The following is a 19395-nucleotide window of genomic DNA, read 5'->3' as shown; positions in this document are numbered from 1 at the left end:
GCCCTCAGGGTACGGCTCGCCCGCTTCTAGCCGAAACGGATCGAGGCGTAGTCCTCGACCGGACGGTAGCCGAGGCTCTGGTAGATCGAGTTCGAGGTGGGGTTGTCCAGGTCGGTGAACAGCAGGACCTCGGCGGCGCCGTCGTCGAGGGCCTTGTGCGTGACCGCATGCGTCACCGCCGAGCCGTACCCCCGTCGTCGCAGCTCAGGCGGGGTATAGACGGGCCCGACCCGGGACATCCCCGCGATGGGCGAAGACACCGCGGCGAGCGCGACCGGCCGGTCGCCGTCCTCCCACCAGATCAGCTCCTCCCGGTTGATCCGGGCCGAGACCACCGGCGTGGGGTCAGCCTCGACATCCACCTCGGCCTCGTTCTGGAAGGCGACGAACCACCGCGTGGCCTCCGGGAGGTCGGACGCGACAGCCGTACGGGGCTTGCCGGGGACGGTGCAGGGTGCGAGAGAGCCGAGCCGGTAGAGGCGCTCGGAACGGCGTCCCACCTCTGGCCGCCACCATTCCCGGGCGAAGGCCTCCACCAGGGCGAGCGGCCCGCTCACGCCGGGAATCGCCCGGTCGAGCTCGATCAGACCGGCCGCCAGCGACGGCAGGCTCTCCGGCGGGACACAGCCGAGAAGCAGGGGGTAGGGCGGGGTGTGGCTCACCGCGCCGGCGACGGAGTCGTCGTCGGCCAGCCAGCCCATCAGCGGGTCCTCCGCGAACTGGCCGCTCCGCAACCCGCGCAGCACGGTAAGCGGGACCGTGTTGCGCACCGGGTCGCGGAGCAGCCATGGCTCCGCCGCCGCCGCGTATTCCTCTGCGTCGGCGGTGAACGTCCAGTTCATCCGGCCATCGTCATGCCGCGGACTCCGACAGGTAGGGCGCCCACTGGGGGTCTCCATCGAACTGCGCGCCGATGAGCCGCCAGTGGACGCCGTGTGGCACCACCGGGGCGACGCGTAGCGTCCACCCCAGGTCCTCCAGCAGTCTGTCGGCCTTGCTGTGATTGCACGGCATGCAGGAAGCGACGCAGTTCTCCCAGGTGTGAGGGCCTCCCTTGGAACGTGGAATGACGTGGTCGATGGTCTCGGCCCGCTGCCCGCAGTAGGCGCAGCGGAAATCGTCACGGCGCATCAGCGCGGCGCGCGTGAGCGGAATCCTGGACCGGTAGGGGATTCGAACATATCGGCGTAGCCGGATCACCGAGGGCACGTCGAGCGTGCGGGTGGCCGAGCGGAGCACCGCGCCCCGCCCGTCACGATGCACGACCTCCGCTTTCTCCCTCAGCACCAGGATGACGGCCCGGTGCAGGGCAAGCGTGGTGAGCGGCTCGTAGGTGGCATTGAGAAGTAGGACTTGGCGCATCAGCCGGCCTCCACAGCTATCTCAGAAGTCGGCGTGGAACAGCCTGGAGTGACCGTCACACACGTCGGCACCGGATAGCCGGGGACTCCAGTCACCGGCACGGCTGTGCGCCCTGGTTGTGGGCCCGTCGGTTGGGACCCGGATGCATCCGTCACAAGGACCTCCGCCGGACGGTCCAGCGGATGGTCACCACGGCCCGCCCTTCACCAAAGTGTGGCCTTAAGAGCGGCCACTCCGCCACCCCATAACCTGGCCGGGAGTCGACGATTGGGACGCCTGATGCCCGTTATGCCCAGACTGACGTCCCTTTACTCCCGTCTTGGCCGAGTGAGGACGTGTGTACGCTCCCAGCCGCCAACTGCTTTAAAGTGCGAACATGACCCGACAGCCCTACCCGCTCGCGCACCGTGACGAGATCGTCGACGACCTGCACGGGACTCCGGTCCCGGATCCGTACCGGTGGCTGGAGGAACCGGACGACCCGGCGACCAAGGAGTGGCTGGACGCGCAGGACGCGCTGTTCAGGAGCACCGACCTCCCCGGCCGCGACCATCTGCGCGACCGCGTCGCCGCGTTGCTGAAGTCGGGTTCGATCGGGACGCCCGTGTGGCGCGGTGACCGCCGCTTCTTCACCCGCCGGACTCCCGATCAGGAGCATCCGGTCCTCTACGTCGGCGACGCCGGGGGCGAGCGGGTGCTGCTCGACCCCACCGCCCTCGACCCCGGCAGCCTCACCACGCTGGACGCCTACCAGCCGGACAAGGAGGGCAACCGGCTGGCGTACCAGATCTCGGTGGGCGGCGACGAGGAGTCGATGCTCTATGTGATCGACGTCGCCGACGGGACGATCATCGAGGGCCCGATCGACCGGTGCCGCTACTCCCCCATCGCCTGGCTGCCCGGCGGCGAGGCGTTCTACTACGTCCGCAAGCTGGCCCCCTCCGCCGTTCCCGAGGGCGAGGAGCAGTTCCACCGCCGCGTCTACCTCCACAAGGTCGGGCAGTCGCCCGACGACGACGTGATGATCTTCGGTGACGGCCTGGAGAAGACCAACTACTACGGTGTCTCGGTCTCGCGTGACGGCCGGTGGCTGTCGGTCTCCGCGTCACGCGGCACGGCTCCGCGCAACGACCTGTGGGTGGCCGACCTGGAGGCCTCGCCGGCCGAGGCCCCGGAACTGGTCACCGTCCAGCAGGATGTGGACGCCCAGACCGGGCTGCTGTTCGGCAGGGACGGCAGGCTCTACGTGTTCACCGACCTCGACGCCCCGCGCGGCAGGGTCTGCGTCACCTCACCGGAGACGCCCACACCCGAGCACTGGCGGGATCTGATCCCCGAGGACGACGAGGCCGTGCTGTCCGACTTCGCCATCCTCGACGAGGCCGCCGAACCCGTCATGCTCGTCGGCTGGACCAGGCACGCGATCTCCGAGATCTCGATCCACGCCCTGGAGAGCGGCGACCGGGTCGGGAAGGTCCCGGTGCCCGGGCTCGGCTCCATCGGCGGAATCGTCGAGCGCCCGGAAGGCGGCCACGAGGCCTGGTTCAGCTACACGGACAACGTCACCCCCACGGCCGTCTACCGGTTCGACGTGCTGACCGGCGAGACCACCCTCTGGGAGGCTCCCCCCGGCGCGGTCGAGGTGCCGCAGGTGCGCACGGAGCAGGTGGTCTACCGCTCCAAGGACGGCACCGAGGTCCACATGCTCGTCGTCTCCCGCGAGGGCTCGGGGCCCCGGCCCACCATCCTGTACGGCTACGGCGGCTTCGGCATCTCGATGACCCCCGGATTCTCCGCCTCGACGCTGGCCTGGGTCGAGGCCGGTGGCGTCTACGCCATCGCGCAGCTTCGCGGCGGCGGCGAGGAGGGCGAGCGCTGGCATCGCGCGGGCATGCTCGGCAACAAGCAGAACGTCTTCGACGATCTCCACGCGGCGGCCGAGCATCTGATCGAGACGGGCGTGACCGCGTCCGACCGGCTCGCGATCTCCGGCGGCTCCAACGGAGGCCTCCTCGTGGGCGCGGCCCTGACCCAACGGCCCGACCTGTACGCGGCGGTGGTGTGCTCCGCCCCGCTGCTCGACATGATCCGCTACGAGAAGTTCGGCCTCGGCGCGACCTGGAACGTCGAGTACGGCTCGGCCGACGTCCCCGAGGAGTTCGGCTGGTTGTGGGGCTATTCGCCCCTCCACCGCATCCGCGAGGGCGTGTCCTACCCGGCCACGTTGTTCACCGTCTTCGGCTCGGACACGCGGGTGCATCCGCTGCACGCCTGGAAGATGGCGGCGGCCCTCCAGCACGCCCAGGCCGGGGACCGCCCGATCCTCCTGCGCAACGAGACCGAGGTCGGCCACGGCGCCCGTGCCGTGAGCAAGTCCGTGGAGCTCGCGGCCGACCAACTCGCCTTCCTGGCCCGTCACACGGGCCTGGAGGTCAGCGCGGGAAGATGACCGTCTTGTGGCCGTCGAGCAGCACGCGGTGCTCCGCGTGCCAGCCGACGGCCCGGGCCAGGGCCCGGCTCTCGACGTCACGGCCCATCGCGACCAGGTCGTCCGGGGAATGCGTGTGGTTCACCCGGGCGACCTCCTGCTCGATGATCGGCCCCTCGTCGAGGTCCGTGGTCACATAGTGCGCGGTCGCGCCGATCAGCTTGACTCCGCGCGAATGCGCCTGGTGGTACGGCTTGGCGCCCTTGAACGACGGCAGGAACGAGTGGTGGATGTTGATCATCCGCCCGGCGAGCTTCGCGCACACGTCGTCGGACAGCACCTGCATGTAGCGGGCGAGCACGACCACGTCGGCCTGGTAGTGGTCGACCAGGGTGAGGATCTCGGCCTCCTGCTTCGCCCGGGTGTCGGGCGTGACCGGGAGGTGGTGGTAGTCGACGCCGTACGACTGGGTCAGCGGCCGCAGGTCGGGGTGGTTGGAGGCCACGCCGACGATGTCGACGGCCAGCAGGCCGGAGCGCACCCGGTAAAGAAGATCGTTGAGACAGTGGTCGAACTTGCTGACCAGCACGAGCGCCCGCGTCTTCACCGCCCGGTCGAACAGCTGGAGCTCCATGCTGAACTCCGGAATGAGCACGGCGAAAGCCGTACGGAGCTCGTCGAGCCCCAGCCCGCTGACGAACTGCACGCGCATGAAGAAGCGCTGCGCGATCGGGTCGCCGAACTGCTGGCTCTCGGTGATATTGCAGTCATGCCCCGCCAGGATCCCGGAGACGGCGGCGACCACTCCGGGACGGTCCGGGCAGGACAGGGTCAGCACATACTCAGCACTCATACGTTGGTCCTCGGCGAGGGGTGCGTTACGACTCGACCCAGCCTAGGGGTACGGCCTGGGACGGCCGGGAGCGACCTTGGCCCGACACCCGATCAGCCGGCCACGTGCCGTTCGAGCGCCTCCCGGATGTCGGGGTCGTCAGGCGCGAGATCGCAGGCCCGGCGCAGGTCGAGCCCGGCCTCCTCCGCACGTCCCAGGGCGTCCAGGGCGGTGGCCCGGTTGAAGTAGAGCGCGGGGTCGTCCCCCAGCTCGATCGCCCGGGTGAGATCGTCGACGGCGCCGGCGGCGTCCCCGCTCTCGTAACGCAGAATGGCCCGGTTGGCCCAGGCCGACGCCAGGCCGGGATCGGCCTCCACCGCCGCGTCGAACGCCTTCCCGGCGTCCGCGAACCGGCCCGCCGCCGTCTCCAGCTGGCCGAGGACGCCGTGCAGGTGGGCGTTCCCGGGGTCGAGGGCCAGTCCCGCCGCCACGTCCTCGCGAGCCGCGTCGTGCTCGCCCAGCATCTCCAGGATCCCGGCGCGGTTCACATATGCGTTGAGGTAGCCCGGATCCAGCTCCAGCACGTGATCGAGGTCGGCCCTGGCCGACTCCAGATCGCCGGCCGCCAGGCGCAGCTCGGCCCGGTTGTAGTACGCCTCGGGCAGGGGCGGGCTCACCCGCATCGCGGTCTCGTAGTCGGCCAGCGCGTCGTCCGGGCGACCGAGCTCCAGCAGCAGGTTGCCCCGGTCGAGGTAGTGGTCGGGGAAACAGGGATCGATGGCGATGGCCCGGTCGAGATCACGCAGCGCGTCCTTGGCCCGGCCGGTCCGCGCGAGCAACTGGGCGCGGTTGGCGAACAGAACCATGCGATGCACCGGGTGCACGCCCTCGGGCAGGTCGCGCTCAGCGAGGTCGATCGCCGACTCCACGAGGTGGAGAGCGGACGCGACCCGGCCCTGCCGGAGCTCGATCAGCGCACGGCCGTTCTGGTCGAACCCGAGCTTGAAGGCCCGTTCACTCCGGTCGGGCAGCAGTGTGGAGATCGCCACAGCCTCGTTGATCCAGCCGGTGGCCCGGCCCAGATCCCGCTTCTCCGGGTCCGGATGGCGGGCGTCCAGCATGGCCGTGCCGTACGCGGAGGCCGCGTGGACGACCGGATCCATGCTCTCGCGCCGTGCCTGCTCGTAGAGGTCCAGGGCCCGGTCACGGCGGCCCAGTCCGCCCAGCGCGGTCGCCGTGCGCTGCGTGAACCGCCACCAGAGATCGGAGCCGCTCTCGGCGAGGCGCAGGCCGCGCGGGCCCAGTTCGGCGACGGCGTCCAGGAACCCCTCGGTGATGCAGTGGTCCACGGCCTCCCACAAGGCCCGCACCGCGGCCTCGGGGTCACTGCCGTGCTCCAGGTGGTACGGCACGGCACCCAGCGCGAACTCGCCGGTCAGCTCGACGGCCCGCCGATCATGCAGGTTCGCCCGCTCGTCCGGGGAGAGGGCGAGATACGCCTGATAGGCCGGGGAGTCGTCGGAGGTGCCGTCGGACCTCACGTAGTCCTCGGGTGAGCCGCCGGTGTCGCCCTCCTGGGCTACGGCGTCGACGACGACCGGTTCGCCTGACCCGCTGAACGGTCGCTCCGGGGAGCCCACCGCGAGGGTGAGCCGACCCACCCGGCGCGCCAGCACGGTCAGCAACTCGCGGTCGGTGGGATCAGCCTGATGCAGGTTGTCCACGACCAGTGAGCGCGGGCCGGGCAGGCAGTCGCGGATGAACTCGGCGAGTCCATTGGCGATGCGCAACGTCCGGCGCGGGGCCGGCACGAGGATCCGCTCGTTCTCCGGCAGGCGGGCCTCGATGGGCTCCCGCCGTAGGGGCACCAGGTGCCGCAGATCAGGTGCGGCGGCGCGGATCTCGATGTCGTGTCGTGCCACCAGGTCAGGGGAACGCTCCAATGCGACCGGTACGAGCTCGCGCAAAATGACGCTGCCGACCGAGTACGGACCGCGCAGCCGTCGATGCCCGTTGATCACGGGCGTCAGGAGGGCGGGCAACTCCAGAGAGCGGAGCGCCGCCACGCGATCGCGGGAGAGGTTCCCCCGAACCCAGATGTGGCGAAGGTTCTCCTTCACCCCTTGTGGATGACGCTCGATGTTCCTGTGAGCTTCATCGTGCCGGGCTTGCGGACAATGATCTTCTTCATTATGCCTCTTTCCCCGTTTAACGGATAAGGCACAAGTATTAGTACAAATCAGCGATCCGCCAAGGCCTCAAAGGCATTCTCTATCGGGTGAAAAGTCGCGAAACCTCGGCATTGAGTCGCTTTTCGCCATAAAGCACCACGGTGTCGCCTCGGGCCTCCCTGCGGAGCTCACGCCAGCCCGACTTGCGGTAGAGCTCCAGAGCTGCGACCTGTTGCAGAGTGGTGTCACCGCGCAGCAGTGTGTAGCCGAGTTGACCGGCCCGCTGCTCCAGCGCCTCCATGATCTGGGCGCCGAAGCCCCGGCGCTGGTACTCCGGATGCACCCGAAGCCTGCACATCTCCGCCGTCTGGTCGTCGACCCGGCGCAGGCCCCCCATCGCGACGATTCCTGAGCCGGCCACCTCGCCGATGAGGAAGTCGCCGCGATCGGCCAGGTAGACCTCACTGATCCTCGGGAAGTCGTCGTCGTAGTAGACGCCGTCCCCCGGCAGGAGACCCACCTGGGCCAGGCCGATCTGATGCAGCGTCCAGACCGCGTCGAGATCGGACCAGCGGTACTGCCGGATCTTCAGGACCGCCACCATGTCGTGCCCTTCACAGGTCCCGTTACAGGACGTCGACGCCGGGTGCCGACGGGTTGGACTCCCCCGGCATGAGACTGTCACGGAAGGCCCGCAGTTGCGGCAGGTCGCCGTGCTTGGCCTGGATGGCCTTGATCAGATCAGCGGCCGGTCGCATGGCCAGTTGGGGGATGTCGTCGGGAGCGAAGGCCTCGACGGCCTGACTGGCCATGTGCAGCGCCTCCTCGATGTCGCCCTCGATGAAGCGGCACATCGCGCGGTCGAACCGGATGAGCGTCTGGTCGAGAAGATCCTCGCCCGAATACTTTCCCAGCGCCTGTTCCAGGACCACGTCGGCCTCCAGCGTCTGGCCCAGCTTCACCAGGACGTCGCCCTGGTAGAAGTAGAGCTGGCGCTCGGTGTACCCGAAGGCCGCGTCCTCCTGGTCGTCCGCGCTCATCTGGGAGAAAGCCTGTCTGGCCCGGTGCAGCGCCCGCTTGGCCTGCTCCACCACGTCCTGCCGGGACCCGTTGGAGCCCGCCAGCATCGCCAGGGCCCTGGCCTCGACGACGGGTGCCATCGTCCTGGCCGCACAGGGAGTGTGCCCCGCCATGTCGCGGCTCTTCTTCGCCAGCGACAGCGCCTCGCGCGGGTCGCCGTAGTAGAGCGGCACCAGCGCCTCACGAGCGGTGACCCAGGCGCGGAGCGCGCGGTCGCCGGTCTCGTCGGCAGCGGTGCGCCCGGTACGGAAGAACGAGCGGGCCAGGCGGTGGTCGCCGAGGTCGATCATGATCATCCCGCACAGCCCGGAGAGCTGGGCGGCCATCCGGCACAGTCGTTCCTGCACGTCGACGGGCTGGCGGCGCTCCATGGCCTTGCGGACCGTGGAGAACTCCAGCAGGACGTCGCAGAGGAGCCGTAGGGGCGGGGTGTTCATATATTGCCGACCGAAGCCGGTGGTGGACTGCTCCCACTGGTCGAGCATCGCCGGGGAAACGGTGGCCGACACCATGGTGTCGTCCATCTTCCGCCGGACGTTGTCCACCGCGCCGAGCAACTGGCTGTCCATGCCGACGCCGGCAGTGACACCAGCACTGCCGGCGAGAAGCTTCAACAGCGTCCTGCGTAGCACGTTCTCGTCCTCCTCGCCCCCGTCGGTGGGAGGGCAACCGCTGTCCGAAGAGACCAGCAGCTGACGCAGCCCGGGGGAAGTGTCGGGTCGTTCTTCTTTCGAGTCCCCACCACCGGGACCGCCGGGCGCCAGGTGGGCATGGCCGCAGATGCAGGGACCTTCGAATCCCAAGGCGGCCGGCTCGACCCGGTAGACCGAACACAGGTAGTGAAGATACTCGGGGCCAGGCCTCTTCATGCCCGACTCGTACGCGGACAGAAGAGTCTCACCGATGCCGGGAACGGGCTTGCCGTCCCTCTCGAACAGGGCTCGCACCTGTTCGATCACATCGGCGAGGGCGATGCCGTTCGAGAGACGATGCGACTTGATCTTCGTGGTGCCGAACTGCGGTCCGCACACCTCGTGGATCTCGTCGGCGATCAGAGCCAGGTCACGCCCGGCCGCCAGGCCGCGAGCCCGGACCTGACGGGCGATCTCCGTCTCCCTGTGCTGCCTGCCGGACATTCCGGCCCCTCTCTCGTGACCGGCCGCGCTCGCCGCTCACGTGTCCCGACCGGTCCTCATCTGTTAACGGAGTGTGACACGGATGTCGCGCTCCGCCTACCTAATAATGATGGCCCAAGCGTTATCTGGCCAAGCCCCAGGACTGAACATGCTGACTAAGGATCGTCCTCCGACGGGGGGTTTCTTTCAACCCACTTGGGGTTTCCTCCACCACAGGGCCCTCTTGCACTCGTTGACCCATTCAGTTCGGTGAGTCATGGTGGGCGCACCAGGCCGAAGATGCAGGATTGCAAACCGTGCAATTCGGGTCGAAGCCGAAATCAAGGAGGAGGCGGCGAGGTGGGCGAGGACGATGTGCGACGACTGGAGCGACTGGTCTCTGAGCTAGATGCCCGGGGGCTGAGCGCGCGTGTCGTGCGCGCACCCTCGGGGCGCGCCTACGTGCGCGTCATCAACCCGAACGCGACCAGCCTCACCGAGAACGTCGTCTGCCAGGCCGCCGACTACTGGTGGTCATGGGGGGAGCGGATGCATCAGGCCGACGACCCCGCCGGCGCGGCCACCAAGGTCGCCCGCGTGCTCGCCGCGGTGAGCGAGTAGGCGAGGCGGTGGACCGGATGACGCTCAGCCACGCCGGCCGCCGCCCCCACCGCGGCTACGTGGGGCCGGCGGGATGCCCGGTGCGGAACGTTCCCATCGGAACGTTGCGGCACCCCGCCGGTTCCGCGTCACCCGCTCGGACACATGTACGGCAGGCGCCGCCCGGACCCGAAGGGCGGCGCGCATGAGCGGCCGTACACATTGGACTGCCGTCCGGCACGACCGACGAGGTCGGACTGGAGGGCTATCGGGGGGATCCCCCCCTCGGAGAACGGCCAGGGACATGCTTCCGGGTGCGTGTCCCAGCCCTGCCTCACGTCACTGGAGCGTTCCCGGTCCGCCCTCCGCGGCCCCGGATCGATGGACGCTTCCGTCTTCCCCGGCGATGTGACGGTGGCCGGTTCGGTCGGCGGCATGGGTTAGGTTTTCCCTGCCTGCTGCTGTCGCCGAACCGATCCGAGGGGGATCCACCTATTGTTCCCGCTGTCGTCCACGTTGTTCTCGTTGACGCCCGCACCTGTGGGCTCGGGGATTGCCCCCAATCCCGATACCGCAATGAAGACGCTCATGGACAATTGCGCGAAGAGTGACGGTCTCATCTGCTCGATCCTCAACGCGTCGTTCCCCGACAAGGTGCTCCCCTCCTGGGTGCCTCTCCTGGCGGGCGCCACGGACGTGTTGCTGGCGCTGGGGCTGATCCTCGTCGTCGCGCTCATCGTGCGGAGCGTGTCGCACCGGCTGATCACCCGGGTCACCCTCCGGGCGAGCGAAGGCGTGCTGCCCGAGCGGCTCAGGAACAAGACCCTCCTCGTCACCGACGCCACGTCGGCGATCCTCACCGAGCGGCGCAGGCAGCGGGCCGAGACGATGGGCTCGGTGTTGCGGAGCCTCGCCTCGGTGGTCATCCTCGGCACCGCCGCCCTGATGATCATGGCGCGGCTCGGGGTGGAGCTCGCGCCCCTGCTGACCAGCGTCGGCATCATCGGCGTCGCCGTCGGCTTCGGCGCCCAGGAACTGGTCAAGGACTTCATCGCCGGCATGTTCATGTTGCTGGAGGACCAGTACGGCGTGGGCGACGTGATCGACACCGGGGTGGCCACCGGCACGGTCGAGGCGGTGACGCTGCGGATCACCCGCCTCCGTGACGCGGACGGCACGGTCTGGTACATCCGCAACGGCACGATCACGCGGGTGGGCAACGAGTCCCAGGGCTGGTCGCGGGCACTCATCGACATCCCGGTTCCATACGAGGCTGATGTCTCGGCGGTCCGCGAGTTACTCAAGGGCATCGCCGCGGAGGTCTGGGCCGACCCCGACCTCCGTGACACCATGATCGTCGAAGAGCCGCAGGTCTACGGGCTCGAGCAGATCTCGGGGACGACCATCATCTTCCGGTTAAGCGTCAAGACCGTGCCCGCCACGCGTCTCGAGGTGGCGCGCGAGCTCCGCCTGCGCATCAAGCGGGCCTTCGACGACAGAGGCCTGGCGTTCGCCAGCCCCGCCACGTGAACCGACCGGGCCTCCACCTGACCTAGGCTTGAACCGTGACAAGCGAGCAGACCGACTCCTTCTTCGAGGCCGTCGGTGGCGAGGAGACCTTCCAGCGACTGGTCCACAGGTTCTATGAGGGCGTGGTCGAAGATCCCCTGCTGCGGCCCCTCTACCCTGAGGACGACCTCGACGGAGCCGAGGAGCGCCTGCGCATGTTCCTCGTCCAGTACTGGGGCGGCCCCAATGACTACAGCCAGCAGCGCGGCCACCCCCGGCTGCGCATGCGGCACTCGCCGTTCGTGATCGGCGAGCCCCAGCGGGACGCGTGGCTCAAGCACATGGGCGACGCCGTGCAGTCGCTGGACCTGCCGCCGGAGCAGGAGAAGCGGTTGTGGGACTACCTCGTCTACGCCGCCCACAGCATGATCAACGCATAAGTCAGGGAAACGACGGGCAGCGATTGACCCATGGAAGACTCCCCCTGGTGGCGCGACGCCGTCGTCTACGAGATCTATGTCCGCAGTTTCGCCGATGCCTCCGGTGACGGCGTGGGTGATCTGGCCGGAATCCGGAGCCGCCTGCCGTACCTGGCGGCCCTGGGTGTCGACGCGATCTGGCTGACGCCCTTCTACCCCTCCCCCATGGCCGACGGCGGCTACGACGTCGCCGACTACCGCGACGTGGACCCGCTCTTCGGGTCGCTCGCCGACTTCGACGCCCTCGTGGCGGACGCCCACGCCCACGGCCTGCGGTTGATGGTGGACATCGTCCCCAACCACAGTTCCTCCGCGCATCCGTGGTTCCAGAAGGCCCTGGCGGCTCCCAGTGGCTCCGAGGAGCGCGACCGCTACATGTTCCGCGACGTGACACCCTCGACCGGCGACGGTGCCCGCCAGGAGCCCAACAACTGGGTCTCGGTGTTCGGCGGGCCCGCCTGGACACAGGTGGCCGACGGGCAGTGGTATCTCCACCTGTTCGCACCGGAGCAGCCCGACTTCAACTGGCGCAATCCCGAGGTCCGCCAGGAGTTCCTCGACATCCTGCGCTTCTGGCTGGATCGCGGGATCGACGGATTCCGGATCGACGTGGCGATGGGCCTCATCAAAGCCCCCGGCCTGCCCGACACCGACCCCGGATTCGGCGCGAAGTCCCCGACCTGGAGCCGGCCGGAGGTCCACGACATCTACCGCGACTGGCGGCGGGTGCTCGACTCCTATCCCGGCGTGCGGGCGGCCGTCGGCGAGGTCTGGACCGACTCGGCCGAGGACCTCGCCCTCTACGTGCGGCCGGACGAGCTTCATCAGAGCTTCAACTTCGCCTGGCTCGAGGCGCCGTGGTCGGCGACGGCGTTCCGCAAGGTCATCGACGAGACCCTGCGCGCCGTTCCCGCGCCCACCTGGGTGTTGTCCAACCACGACGTCGTCCGGCACACCACTCGGTACGGCGAGGGCGCGCCCGACCCGTCCGTCGGCCTCGCCCGCGGTCACGCCGCCCTGCTGGCGATGCTCGCCCTCCCCGGGTCGGCATATCTCTACCAGGGGGAGGAATTGGGCTTACCCGAGGTGAAGAACCTTCCCCCGGAGGCCCGCCAGGACCCCATCTTCTTCCGCTCCAAAGGCGAGGTTCTCGGCCGGGACGGCTGCCGCGTCCCGATTCCGTGGTCCGGTACGGCCCCGCCGTACGGATTCGGGACCGGAGGGTCCTGGCTCCCCCAACCGGTGGAGTGGGCCGGGCTCACCGCCGAACGGCAGGCCGCCGACCCGTCCTCGACGCTGGCGTTCTACCGGAGGGCCCTGGCCGCCCGCCGTAGCCTCCGGGAGACCCTGCCGGATGCGATGGCCTGGCTGGAAGCGCCGGGCGACGCCCTGTTCTTCTCTCGCGGCCCGCTCATCTGTGCGATCAACTGCGGGACCGATCCCGTGCGGCTCCCGCCGCACGAACAGGTCCTGATCTCCAGTGGCCTCGTCGACGGGCAGGACCTCCCGCCGGACACGGCGGCCTGGCTCCTCACCGCGGAATGACCGCTGACGGTCGACGAGCGGTGCCGCCCCAGGACCGCCGCTGACGGTCGACGACCGGTAATGGTCACGGCCGGGACGATGGACGTCCCGGCCGTGGACCCACGGGTTCATCCGCGGGTGGCTCGCTGCCCTAGTCGCGGGTCAGCTTGCGGTAGGTCACCCGGTGCGGACGCGCGGCGTCGGCGCCCAGTCGCTCGATCTTGTTCTTCTCGTAGTCGGCGAAGTTGCCCTCGAACCAGAACCAGTTCGAGCCCTCTTCCCACGCCAGGATGTGGGTGGCGATGCGGTCGAGGAACCACCGGTCGTGCGAAGTGATCACCGCGCAGCCCGGGAACTCGAGCAGCGCGTTCTCCAGGCTGGAGAGCGTCTCGGTGTCGAGGTCGTTGGTCGGCTCGTCGAGCAGCAGGACGTTACCGCCCTGCTTGAGGGTCAGCGCGAGGCTGAGACGGTTGCGCTCGCCGCCGGACAGGACGCCCGAGGGCTTCTGCTGGTCGGGACCCTTGAAGCCGAACGCGGCGACGTACGCCCGCGACGGCATCTCCACGTTGCCGACCTTGATGTGGTCGAGCCCGTCGGAGACGACCTCCCAGACGTTCTTCTTCGCGTCCATGCCCTCGCGGCTCTGGTCGGCATAGGAGATCTTCACGGTCTCACCCACCGTGATCCCTCCGGCGTCCGGCGTCTCCGCACCCATGATCATGCGGAACAGCGTGGTCTTGCCGACGCCGTTCGGTCCGATCACACCCACGATGCCGTTGCGGGGCAGGTCGAAGGAGAGCCCGTCCATGAGCAGCCGGTCGTCGAAGCCCTTGGTGAGCTTCTCGGCCCGGATGACGGTCGTGCCCAGACGCGGGCCCGGCGGGATCTGGATCTCTTCGAAGTCGAGCTTGCGGTACTTGTCGGCCTCGGCCGCCATCTCCTCATAGCGCTGGAGACGGGCGCGGCTCTTGGTCTGGCGGGCCCGGGCGTTGGAGCGGACCCACTCCAACTCCTCCTCCAGGCGCTTCTTGCGCTTGGCGTCCTTTTGGCCCTCGATCCTCAGACGGGCGGCCTTGGCCTCGAGGTAGGTGGAGTAGTTGCCCTCGTAGGGGAAGCACCGGCCGCGGTCGAGCTCGAGGATCCAGTTCGCGACGTTGTCCAGGAAGTAGCGGTCGTGGGTGACGGCCAGGACGGTCCCGGGATACTTCTCCAGGTGCTGCTCGAGCCACTGGACGCTCTCGGCGTCGAGATGGTTGGTGGGCTCGTCGAGCAGCAGCAGGTCGGGCTGCTCGAGCAGTAACTTGCACAGGGCGACCCGGCGGCGCTCGCCACCGGAGAGCTGGGTGACGTCGGCGTCCGGCGGCGGGCAGCGCAGGGCGTCCATCGCCTGCTCGAGCTGGCTTTCCAGATCCCACGCGTTCCGGTGGTCCAGCGCGTCCTGCAGCTTGCCCATCTCGTCGAGGAGCTCGTCGCTGTAGTCGGTGGCCATCTGCTCGGCGATCTCGTTGAACCTGTCGAGCATCGCCTTCGTCTCGGCGACGCCTTCCTCGACGTTGCCCAGGACGGTCTTCGCCTCGTTGAGCGGCGGCTCCTGCTGCAACATGCCCACCGTGAAACCGGGCATCAGCCGGGCATCGCCGTTGGACGGCTGCTCCAGGCCCGCCATCATCTTCAGGAGCGTGGACTTGCCCGTGCCGTTCGGGCCCAGAACACCGATCTTGGCTCCCGGCAGGAACGACAGCGTGACGTCGTCAAGGACCACCTTGTCGCCGTGCGCCTTGCGCACGCGCTGCAACGTGTAGATGTACTCCGGCATGCCCCTAAGACTAGGGGATCGCGCCGGTGGTGCCGTCCGCTCCACGTTGGCGCGGGGGAATCGGGGTCGCCGGAAGGCAGATCCGGTCCCGGCCCAGCGCCTTGGCCCGGTAGAGAGCCAGGTCGGCGGCCGCGAGCAGCTCGATCAGGTCCTCGCCGTGCGTGTTCATGATGGCGACGCCGGCCGAGACGGTGACCGACACCATCACATGGTCGGCGGCCACGGCCATCCGGCCCACCCGGGTGCGGAGGCGTTCGGCGATCCTGCGGGCCTCGGTGAGGTCGGCGCGCGGGAGCAGGACCACGAACTCCTCCCCGCCGAACCGGCCCACCACGTCGTACTCACGCAGCTGGCTCCGCAGGGTGGCGGCGACCTCGATCAGCACCTGGTCGCCGACCAGATGCCCGTGAGTGTCGTTCACCCGCTTGAAGTGGTCGATGTCGACGATGATCAGGGCGAGCGTCTCGCCGGTCCGCTGGGCCCGGACGATCTCCGTGTCCGCCTCGAGCTGCCAGGCCGCCGCGTTGAGCAGCCCGGTCTTCGGGTCGGTGCGGGCGGCCGCCTGGAGCTGGGCGTGCAGCAGGCTGCGCTGCAGGAGCACGACCGGCGGGAGCACGAGGAGCAACAGCCCCAGATTGAGCCCGCAGACCACGGCGACCAGCACCCCGAGGCACAGCTCCACCGCGTCGAGCAGGAGCCGCTCTCGGTCCCACAGGACCGCGCTCCAGCGGCTCTTCGGATCGGCGGTGTGCGCGGCGACGGCGATCAGCGCCGTGTTGAGGATGGTGAACAGGACCGCGCAGGCGATGGCGACCGCGATGGGCCCGGCACCGCCGCCGCTCAGCAGGGCCGGATCACCGATCCATCCGTGGAAGGCCGCGGACGCCGCGCAGGCCGCGAGGCCGATCGCCGCCGCACTGAACACCCGCCTGTACAGAACCGTCGCCCGCACCCGGGCCTGGAGCAGGAACTGCAGGGGAATCGGGGCGAGCAGGGCGTAGAGCGGGGGCAGCAGGAGTGCCGCGGGAAGCCACCAGGCCGACAACAGGTCCCGGGAGACTCCGGCGGGCATGCCCAGCCGCCGTGTCGCCTCGATGCAGACGACGCCGCAGAACGTCAGCGCCGCGAACGTGAGGAGATCATGGCCGCGCAGATCGGTCCGGAGCGCGATGACACAGATGGCGACCAGGTCGAGGGCGATGATCCCGCACAGATAGGTCTTGAGTGGGCGTGGCAGGGCGAGCAGGGGCCACCGGCCTCGCGAGAGGATCGCTTCTCGCGGCTTGGCCGAGGTATGACTGGGCCCCGTCATCCCGCCCCCCAACGCAACCAAAACGGCGTCTCACGATGTGTAACACAATAGTTGCGGAGTGTGCGGCGCGCGACGGGAACCGCTACCTTGGCACGGTGGCTATCTGCATCTGATGGCCTAAGGGTTGGTCTGCGGCGATTTGGCCGGAGACCTATCCGGTGGAAATCCGCTCCATTCGGAGCGGGCTGTTGGGAAAGGAGCAGCCATGGTGCGGGGTGTGACCTGGACCTGAGTTGGTGCTCTTGCAGCGACGCGGAAGTCGCCATCGGCCGATCCCCGGGAACTCCCCCATAGCGGGCACCGGCCGCGCACGGCCGATGCCCCTCCACACTGTCGACTGACGCGCTGCTACGCCGCCCGAGTGCCCGTGAGCCAGGAATCAGCGGCCCCGTCGTCCCCCTCCTGCTCATGGTTCTCCGCGACCTCGCCGATCTCAGGGCGCTCAGCGCTGTCCGCCTCCCCTCCCGCCCCTCCACCCTCCAGGGCCCTCAGCCCCTCCTGCAGGTGCCCTCTCGACGCCGCGGGCGTGGCGAGCTCCCATTCCCTGGTGGCGTCCTCCATGCCCTGCCGATCGTCGCCGGCGACGACACCGGAATAGGTGCGGGCCGGCTTCTCGAACGTGGCGATGCCCCACTTCAGGTCGTGACCGACGGAGACGGCCTCGATCTCGGCCCAAAACCGGTGTTCCCCGTCGCGCTCGAACTGCTTGATCCGCAGCCTGCCGTACACGACGACGGGCTGGCCCTTGGCGACGGACTGATGGACGTTGTCGGCCAGGCCCCGATAGCAGCGGACCGTGTAATAGGTGGTGTCCCTGGTCTGCCAGGTGTTGGTCTGCTGGTCGAGGACCCGCCTGTTGACGGCCATCCGCATCGAGGTGACGCGGGCGCCGTCCTTGAACTGGTACTGCCGTGGGTCGTCGGTGACGTTCCCGCTCAGCGTGACGTAGATGTCGCTCATGACGCGCCTTCCAGGGTCCGGGCACTCGCCGGACTCCGATGACACAGTGGCCCGCCACCCGCCGGCCCTAGGCTTCCGAACGGCGTTCTGGGGATTGCCGGCGGCCTGTGGACGGGCGTGAACCCGAACGGGCCGCAGTGGCAAGACATCGGTGTCCCCCGTAACCCACGAAAGGCCGCGTTTCATGCAACGGTGCCCGCGATGACTGTTCCAACCACAGCCGTACCACGGGACTCCGACCTGATAGCCGACTCGCGGACCGAGCCAGAGGCCTTCGCGGTCCTGTTCGACCGCTACGCCGGCATGCTCTATCGCTACGTGTCCCGGCGCATGGGTCCGGAGATCGCCGAGGACCTCGTCGGCGAGACGTTCCTCGTGGCCTTCGCCGGCAGGTCCGGTTATGACCTGTCGTACGCCGACGCCCGGCCGTGGCTGTTCGGCATCATCACGAACCTCGTCTCCCGGCATCGCCGTACGGAGGCCGCGCACTACCGGGCCCTGCAGCGCAGCCCGATCGAGGACGTCGCCCAGAGCGACGACGACCGGGTGGCCAACGGGGTCACCGCACGGGCGGCGCGGCCGCTGCTCGCCCGCGCCCTGGCCGGGCTCCCCGCCAGGGATCGCAACGTCCTGTTACTGGTCGCCTGGAGCGACCTGTCGTACGAGGAGGTCGCCCAGGCGCTGGGCGTGCCGATAGGCACCGTGCGGTCCCGGCTCAACCGGGCCAGGCGCAAGGTCCGCGCGGTGCTCGGTGACAGCAACCCGATGCACGAGGAGAACTGACATGGACGATCTGACGATGCTCCGCGACCTCGGGCGCACCCTGGAGCACGAGCCCCCTCCGTCACTCGTACGGCAGCGGCAGCGACTGCTCGAAGGCGCCCGCCCGCACCGCCGTCTCCCCCGCCTCATGCGCGGCTGGGTGTTGATCGGGCTCGCGGCCGTGGTCACGGCCGCCGCCATCGTCGTGCCGGTGCTGATCCTCCACCCGCGTTCCGCGCAGGTGGCCGTCAACCAGCCTGACGCCGCCCGGCCGATCAAGGAGCTCAACCTGCTGGTCCTTGGCGTCGACCGGCGCGGGGGCGCGCCAGGTGACGTCCGAAGCGACACGATGATGCTCGTACATCTGCCTGCCGACCGAAAGAAGACCACGGTCGTCTCGCTCCCCCGGGACCTCATGGTTCTGATCCCACCGTGCAAGGCCCTTGGAGAAACCATTCCGACCCACCTGGGCCTCATCAACTCGGCGTTCACTGAAGGGGGCTCCTCCTGCTCGGCGAAGACCGTCGAGTCCATCACGGGCATGCGGATCGATCACGTGGTCGAGGTCCATTTCACCGGGTTGAAGACCATGGTGAATGCCCTCGGCGGAGTCGAGATCACGCTGCCAAAGGCCGTCAAGGACAAGGCCGCGGGCCTCGATCTCCCTGCGGGGAAGCAGGTCGTGCAAGGCGATCAGGCGCTGGCCTACGTGCGAACCCGCCACAGTCTGGGCGACGGGTCGGACCTGAGCCGGATCGAACGGCAGCAGCAGTTCCTGATCGCGATGTTCAAGAAGGTCAGGCCGGTGCTGGCTGATCCGATCCGGCTGCCCGTCCTGCTGCACGAATCCAGCAAGGCGATCAAAATCAGCCCCGGGCTCGACGCGCGGGCGATGTTCGACATCGCCCGCAGCCTGGCGACGGTCGAATCGCGGGACATCCGCTCCGTCACTGTTCCGTGGCGTCCTTATCCGCCCGATCCCAACCGGGTCGAGATGAAGCAGCCGTCCGCCGACAAGCTCTTCGCCAGTCTGGGCGGCACCCCTCCGAAGAAGGCCGGCAAGAAGGCCCGATGAGCGAGTCCGGAGCTCCATTACGCCTCGCGCCGTCGTACGGCTGACTCACGCGGCCGTACGACGGGGCCGGCCGTACGACGGGCACCGGGATGGAAGGCCCGCATTCTGACAGGGGCGGATGCGGGCCTTACGCCATCGCGATCGAGCGGGTTCATGCATGATCACGACCGATGTCACCGCAGGTCAACTCGCAATCGCCCGAATTGATGCATGATCACGAAATGCGTTTACGCAGGTCGACGACCACGTCTCCGAATCCGTGCATGATCACGCCCGGTGGTGTCGCAGGTCGAAGGGCATATCGCCGAACCTGTGCATGATCACGGCTCACGGACGAGCAGGTCGGGGGGCACATTCCCGAACCTGTGCA

The 19395-nt window shown here is 68.7% G+C and carries 16 protein-coding genes; 7 read left to right on the top strand and 9 right to left on the bottom strand.

Features of this window, described 5'->3' with window-relative positions:
- Positions 1-26: 26 nt before the first annotated feature.
- Both Pmi06nite_RS35020 and Pmi06nite_RS35015 read right to left on the bottom strand, forming a co-directional pair.
- A complete protein-coding gene (locus Pmi06nite_RS35020; protein ID WP_203957484.1) occupies positions 27-842 on the bottom strand; it encodes a GNAT family N-acetyltransferase in 816 nt (271 codons plus the stop codon).
- 10 nt (positions 843-852) lie between these two features.
- A complete protein-coding gene (locus tag Pmi06nite_RS35015; RefSeq protein ID WP_203957483.1) occupies positions 853-1362 on the bottom strand; it encodes an HNH endonuclease in 510 nt (169 codons plus the stop codon).
- A gap of 376 nt (positions 1363-1738) precedes the next feature.
- Here Pmi06nite_RS35015 and Pmi06nite_RS35010 point away from each other — a divergent pair, with 376 nt between their 5' ends.
- A complete protein-coding gene (locus Pmi06nite_RS35010; protein WP_203957482.1) occupies positions 1739-3811 on the top strand; it encodes a prolyl oligopeptidase family serine peptidase in 2073 nt (690 codons plus the stop codon).
- Here Pmi06nite_RS35010 and purU read toward each other — a convergent pair.
- From purU to Pmi06nite_RS34990, 4 genes are all read right to left on the bottom strand, one after another.
- Entirely contained in the window at positions 3795-4643 is an 849-nt protein-coding gene (gene purU / locus Pmi06nite_RS35005) for a formyltetrahydrofolate deformylase (protein WP_203957481.1), read from the bottom strand. The two genes, Pmi06nite_RS35010 and purU, sit on opposite strands and share 17 nt — an antisense overlap.
- A gap of 92 nt (positions 4644-4735) precedes the next feature.
- Positions 4736-6742, bottom strand: a complete 2007-nt coding sequence (locus Pmi06nite_RS35000) for a tetratricopeptide repeat protein (RefSeq protein WP_239114413.1) — start codon at positions 6740-6742, stop codon at positions 4736-4738.
- Between the two features lie 151 nt (positions 6743-6893).
- Positions 6894-7397: a GNAT family N-acetyltransferase gene (locus Pmi06nite_RS34995; protein WP_203957480.1), complete on the bottom strand. Its 504-nt coding sequence runs from the start codon at positions 7395-7397 to the stop codon at positions 6894-6896.
- A gap of 22 nt (positions 7398-7419) precedes the next feature.
- Positions 7420-9009: an NsdA family TPR-like regulatory protein gene (locus Pmi06nite_RS34990; protein ID WP_203957479.1), complete on the bottom strand. Its 1590-nt coding sequence runs from the start codon at positions 9007-9009 to the stop codon at positions 7420-7422.
- A 339-nt stretch (positions 9010-9348) separates the two neighbouring features.
- On the opposite strand from Pmi06nite_RS34990, the gene Pmi06nite_RS34985 reads away from it, so the two are divergent.
- From Pmi06nite_RS34985 to Pmi06nite_RS34970, 4 genes are all read left to right on the top strand, one after another.
- The gene (locus Pmi06nite_RS34985) at positions 9349-9609 is read left to right on the top strand and encodes a hypothetical protein (RefSeq protein WP_203957478.1); all 261 of its coding nucleotides are present in this window, start codon (positions 9349-9351) and stop codon (positions 9607-9609) included.
- 567 nt (positions 9610-10176) lie between these two features.
- Complete coding sequence (locus tag Pmi06nite_RS34980; protein ID WP_239114412.1) at positions 10177-11118, top strand: mechanosensitive ion channel family protein; 942 nt, start codon at positions 10177-10179, stop codon at positions 11116-11118.
- A gap of 35 nt (positions 11119-11153) precedes the next feature.
- Entirely contained in the window at positions 11154-11537 is a 384-nt protein-coding gene (locus Pmi06nite_RS34975; RefSeq protein ID WP_203957476.1) for a globin, read from the top strand.
- 30 nt (positions 11538-11567) lie between these two features.
- On the top strand, positions 11568-13121 hold the full coding sequence (locus Pmi06nite_RS34970; protein WP_203957475.1) for a glycoside hydrolase family 13 protein: 1554 nt from the start codon (positions 11568-11570) through the stop codon (positions 13119-13121).
- Positions 13122-13251: 130 nt separating this feature from the next.
- Here the strand turns inward: Pmi06nite_RS34970 and ettA are convergent, their stop codons facing one another.
- The 3 genes from ettA to Pmi06nite_RS42790 all read right to left on the bottom strand — a co-directional run bounded on the left by ettA (position 13252) and on the right by Pmi06nite_RS42790 (position 17188).
- Positions 13252-14916, bottom strand: a complete 1665-nt coding sequence (gene ettA / locus Pmi06nite_RS34965) for an energy-dependent translational throttle protein EttA (RefSeq protein ID WP_203957474.1) — start codon at positions 14914-14916, stop codon at positions 13252-13254.
- 10 nt (positions 14917-14926) lie between these two features.
- A complete protein-coding gene (locus tag Pmi06nite_RS34960; protein WP_203957473.1) occupies positions 14927-16228 on the bottom strand; it encodes a GGDEF domain-containing protein in 1302 nt (433 codons plus the stop codon).
- Between the two features lie 348 nt (positions 16229-16576).
- The gene (locus Pmi06nite_RS42790) at positions 16577-17188 is read right to left on the bottom strand and encodes a single-stranded DNA-binding protein (protein ID WP_203957472.1); all 612 of its coding nucleotides are present in this window, start codon (positions 17186-17188) and stop codon (positions 16577-16579) included.
- Between the two features lie 201 nt (positions 17189-17389).
- Between Pmi06nite_RS42790 and Pmi06nite_RS34950 the strand changes: the two genes are divergently transcribed.
- Both Pmi06nite_RS34950 and Pmi06nite_RS34945 read left to right on the top strand, forming a co-directional pair.
- Entirely contained in the window at positions 17390-17971 is a 582-nt protein-coding gene (locus Pmi06nite_RS34950; RefSeq protein WP_203957471.1) for an RNA polymerase sigma factor, read from the top strand.
- A gap of 1 nt (position 17972) precedes the next feature.
- Positions 17973-19025: an LCP family protein gene (locus Pmi06nite_RS34945; RefSeq protein ID WP_203957470.1), complete on the top strand. Its 1053-nt coding sequence runs from the start codon at positions 17973-17975 to the stop codon at positions 19023-19025.
- The last annotated feature ends 370 nt before the right edge of the window (positions 19026-19395 follow it).

The organism is Planotetraspora mira (assembly GCF_016863275.1).
Lineage (GTDB): Bacteria > Actinomycetota > Actinomycetes > Streptosporangiales > Streptosporangiaceae > Planotetraspora > Planotetraspora mira.
This window is presented reverse-complemented; position numbering and strand designations above follow the sequence as displayed.

Excerpts from the sequence above, each read along its gene's own strand:
- Pmi06nite_RS35020 (WP_203957484.1), bottom strand. The coding sequence starts at position 842 with ATGAACTGGACGTTCACCGCCGACGCAGAGGAATACGCGGCGGCGGCG.
- Pmi06nite_RS35015 (WP_203957483.1), bottom strand. The coding sequence starts at position 1,362 with ATGCGCCAAGTCCTACTTCTCAATGCCACCTACGAGCCGCTCACCACG.
- Pmi06nite_RS35010 (WP_203957482.1), top strand. The coding sequence starts at position 1,739 with ATGACCCGACAGCCCTACCCGCTCGCGCACCGTGACGAGATCGTCGAC.
- purU (WP_203957481.1), bottom strand. The coding sequence starts at position 4,643 with ATGAGTGCTGAGTATGTGCTGACCCTGTCCTGCCCGGACCGTCCCGGA.
- Pmi06nite_RS34995 (WP_203957480.1), bottom strand. The coding sequence starts at position 7,397 with ATGGTGGCGGTCCTGAAGATCCGGCAGTACCGCTGGTCCGATCTCGAC.
- Pmi06nite_RS34990 (WP_203957479.1), bottom strand. The coding sequence starts at position 9,009 with ATGTCCGGCAGGCAGCACAGGGAGACGGAGATCGCCCGTCAGGTCCGG.
- Pmi06nite_RS34980 (WP_239114412.1), top strand. The coding sequence starts at position 10,177 with ATGGACAATTGCGCGAAGAGTGACGGTCTCATCTGCTCGATCCTCAAC.
- Pmi06nite_RS34970 (WP_203957475.1), top strand. The coding sequence starts at position 11,568 with ATGGAAGACTCCCCCTGGTGGCGCGACGCCGTCGTCTACGAGATCTAT.
- ettA (WP_203957474.1), bottom strand. The coding sequence starts at position 14,916 with ATGCCGGAGTACATCTACACGTTGCAGCGCGTGCGCAAGGCGCACGGC.
- Pmi06nite_RS34960 (WP_203957473.1), bottom strand. The coding sequence starts at position 16,228 with ATGACGGGGCCCAGTCATACCTCGGCCAAGCCGCGAGAAGCGATCCTC.
- Pmi06nite_RS42790 (WP_203957472.1), bottom strand. The coding sequence starts at position 17,188 with ATGAGCGACATCTACGTCACGCTGAGCGGGAACGTCACCGACGACCCA.
- Pmi06nite_RS34950 (WP_203957471.1), top strand. The coding sequence starts at position 17,390 with ATGACTGTTCCAACCACAGCCGTACCACGGGACTCCGACCTGATAGCC.
- Pmi06nite_RS34945 (WP_203957470.1), top strand. The coding sequence starts at position 17,973 with ATGGACGATCTGACGATGCTCCGCGACCTCGGGCGCACCCTGGAGCAC.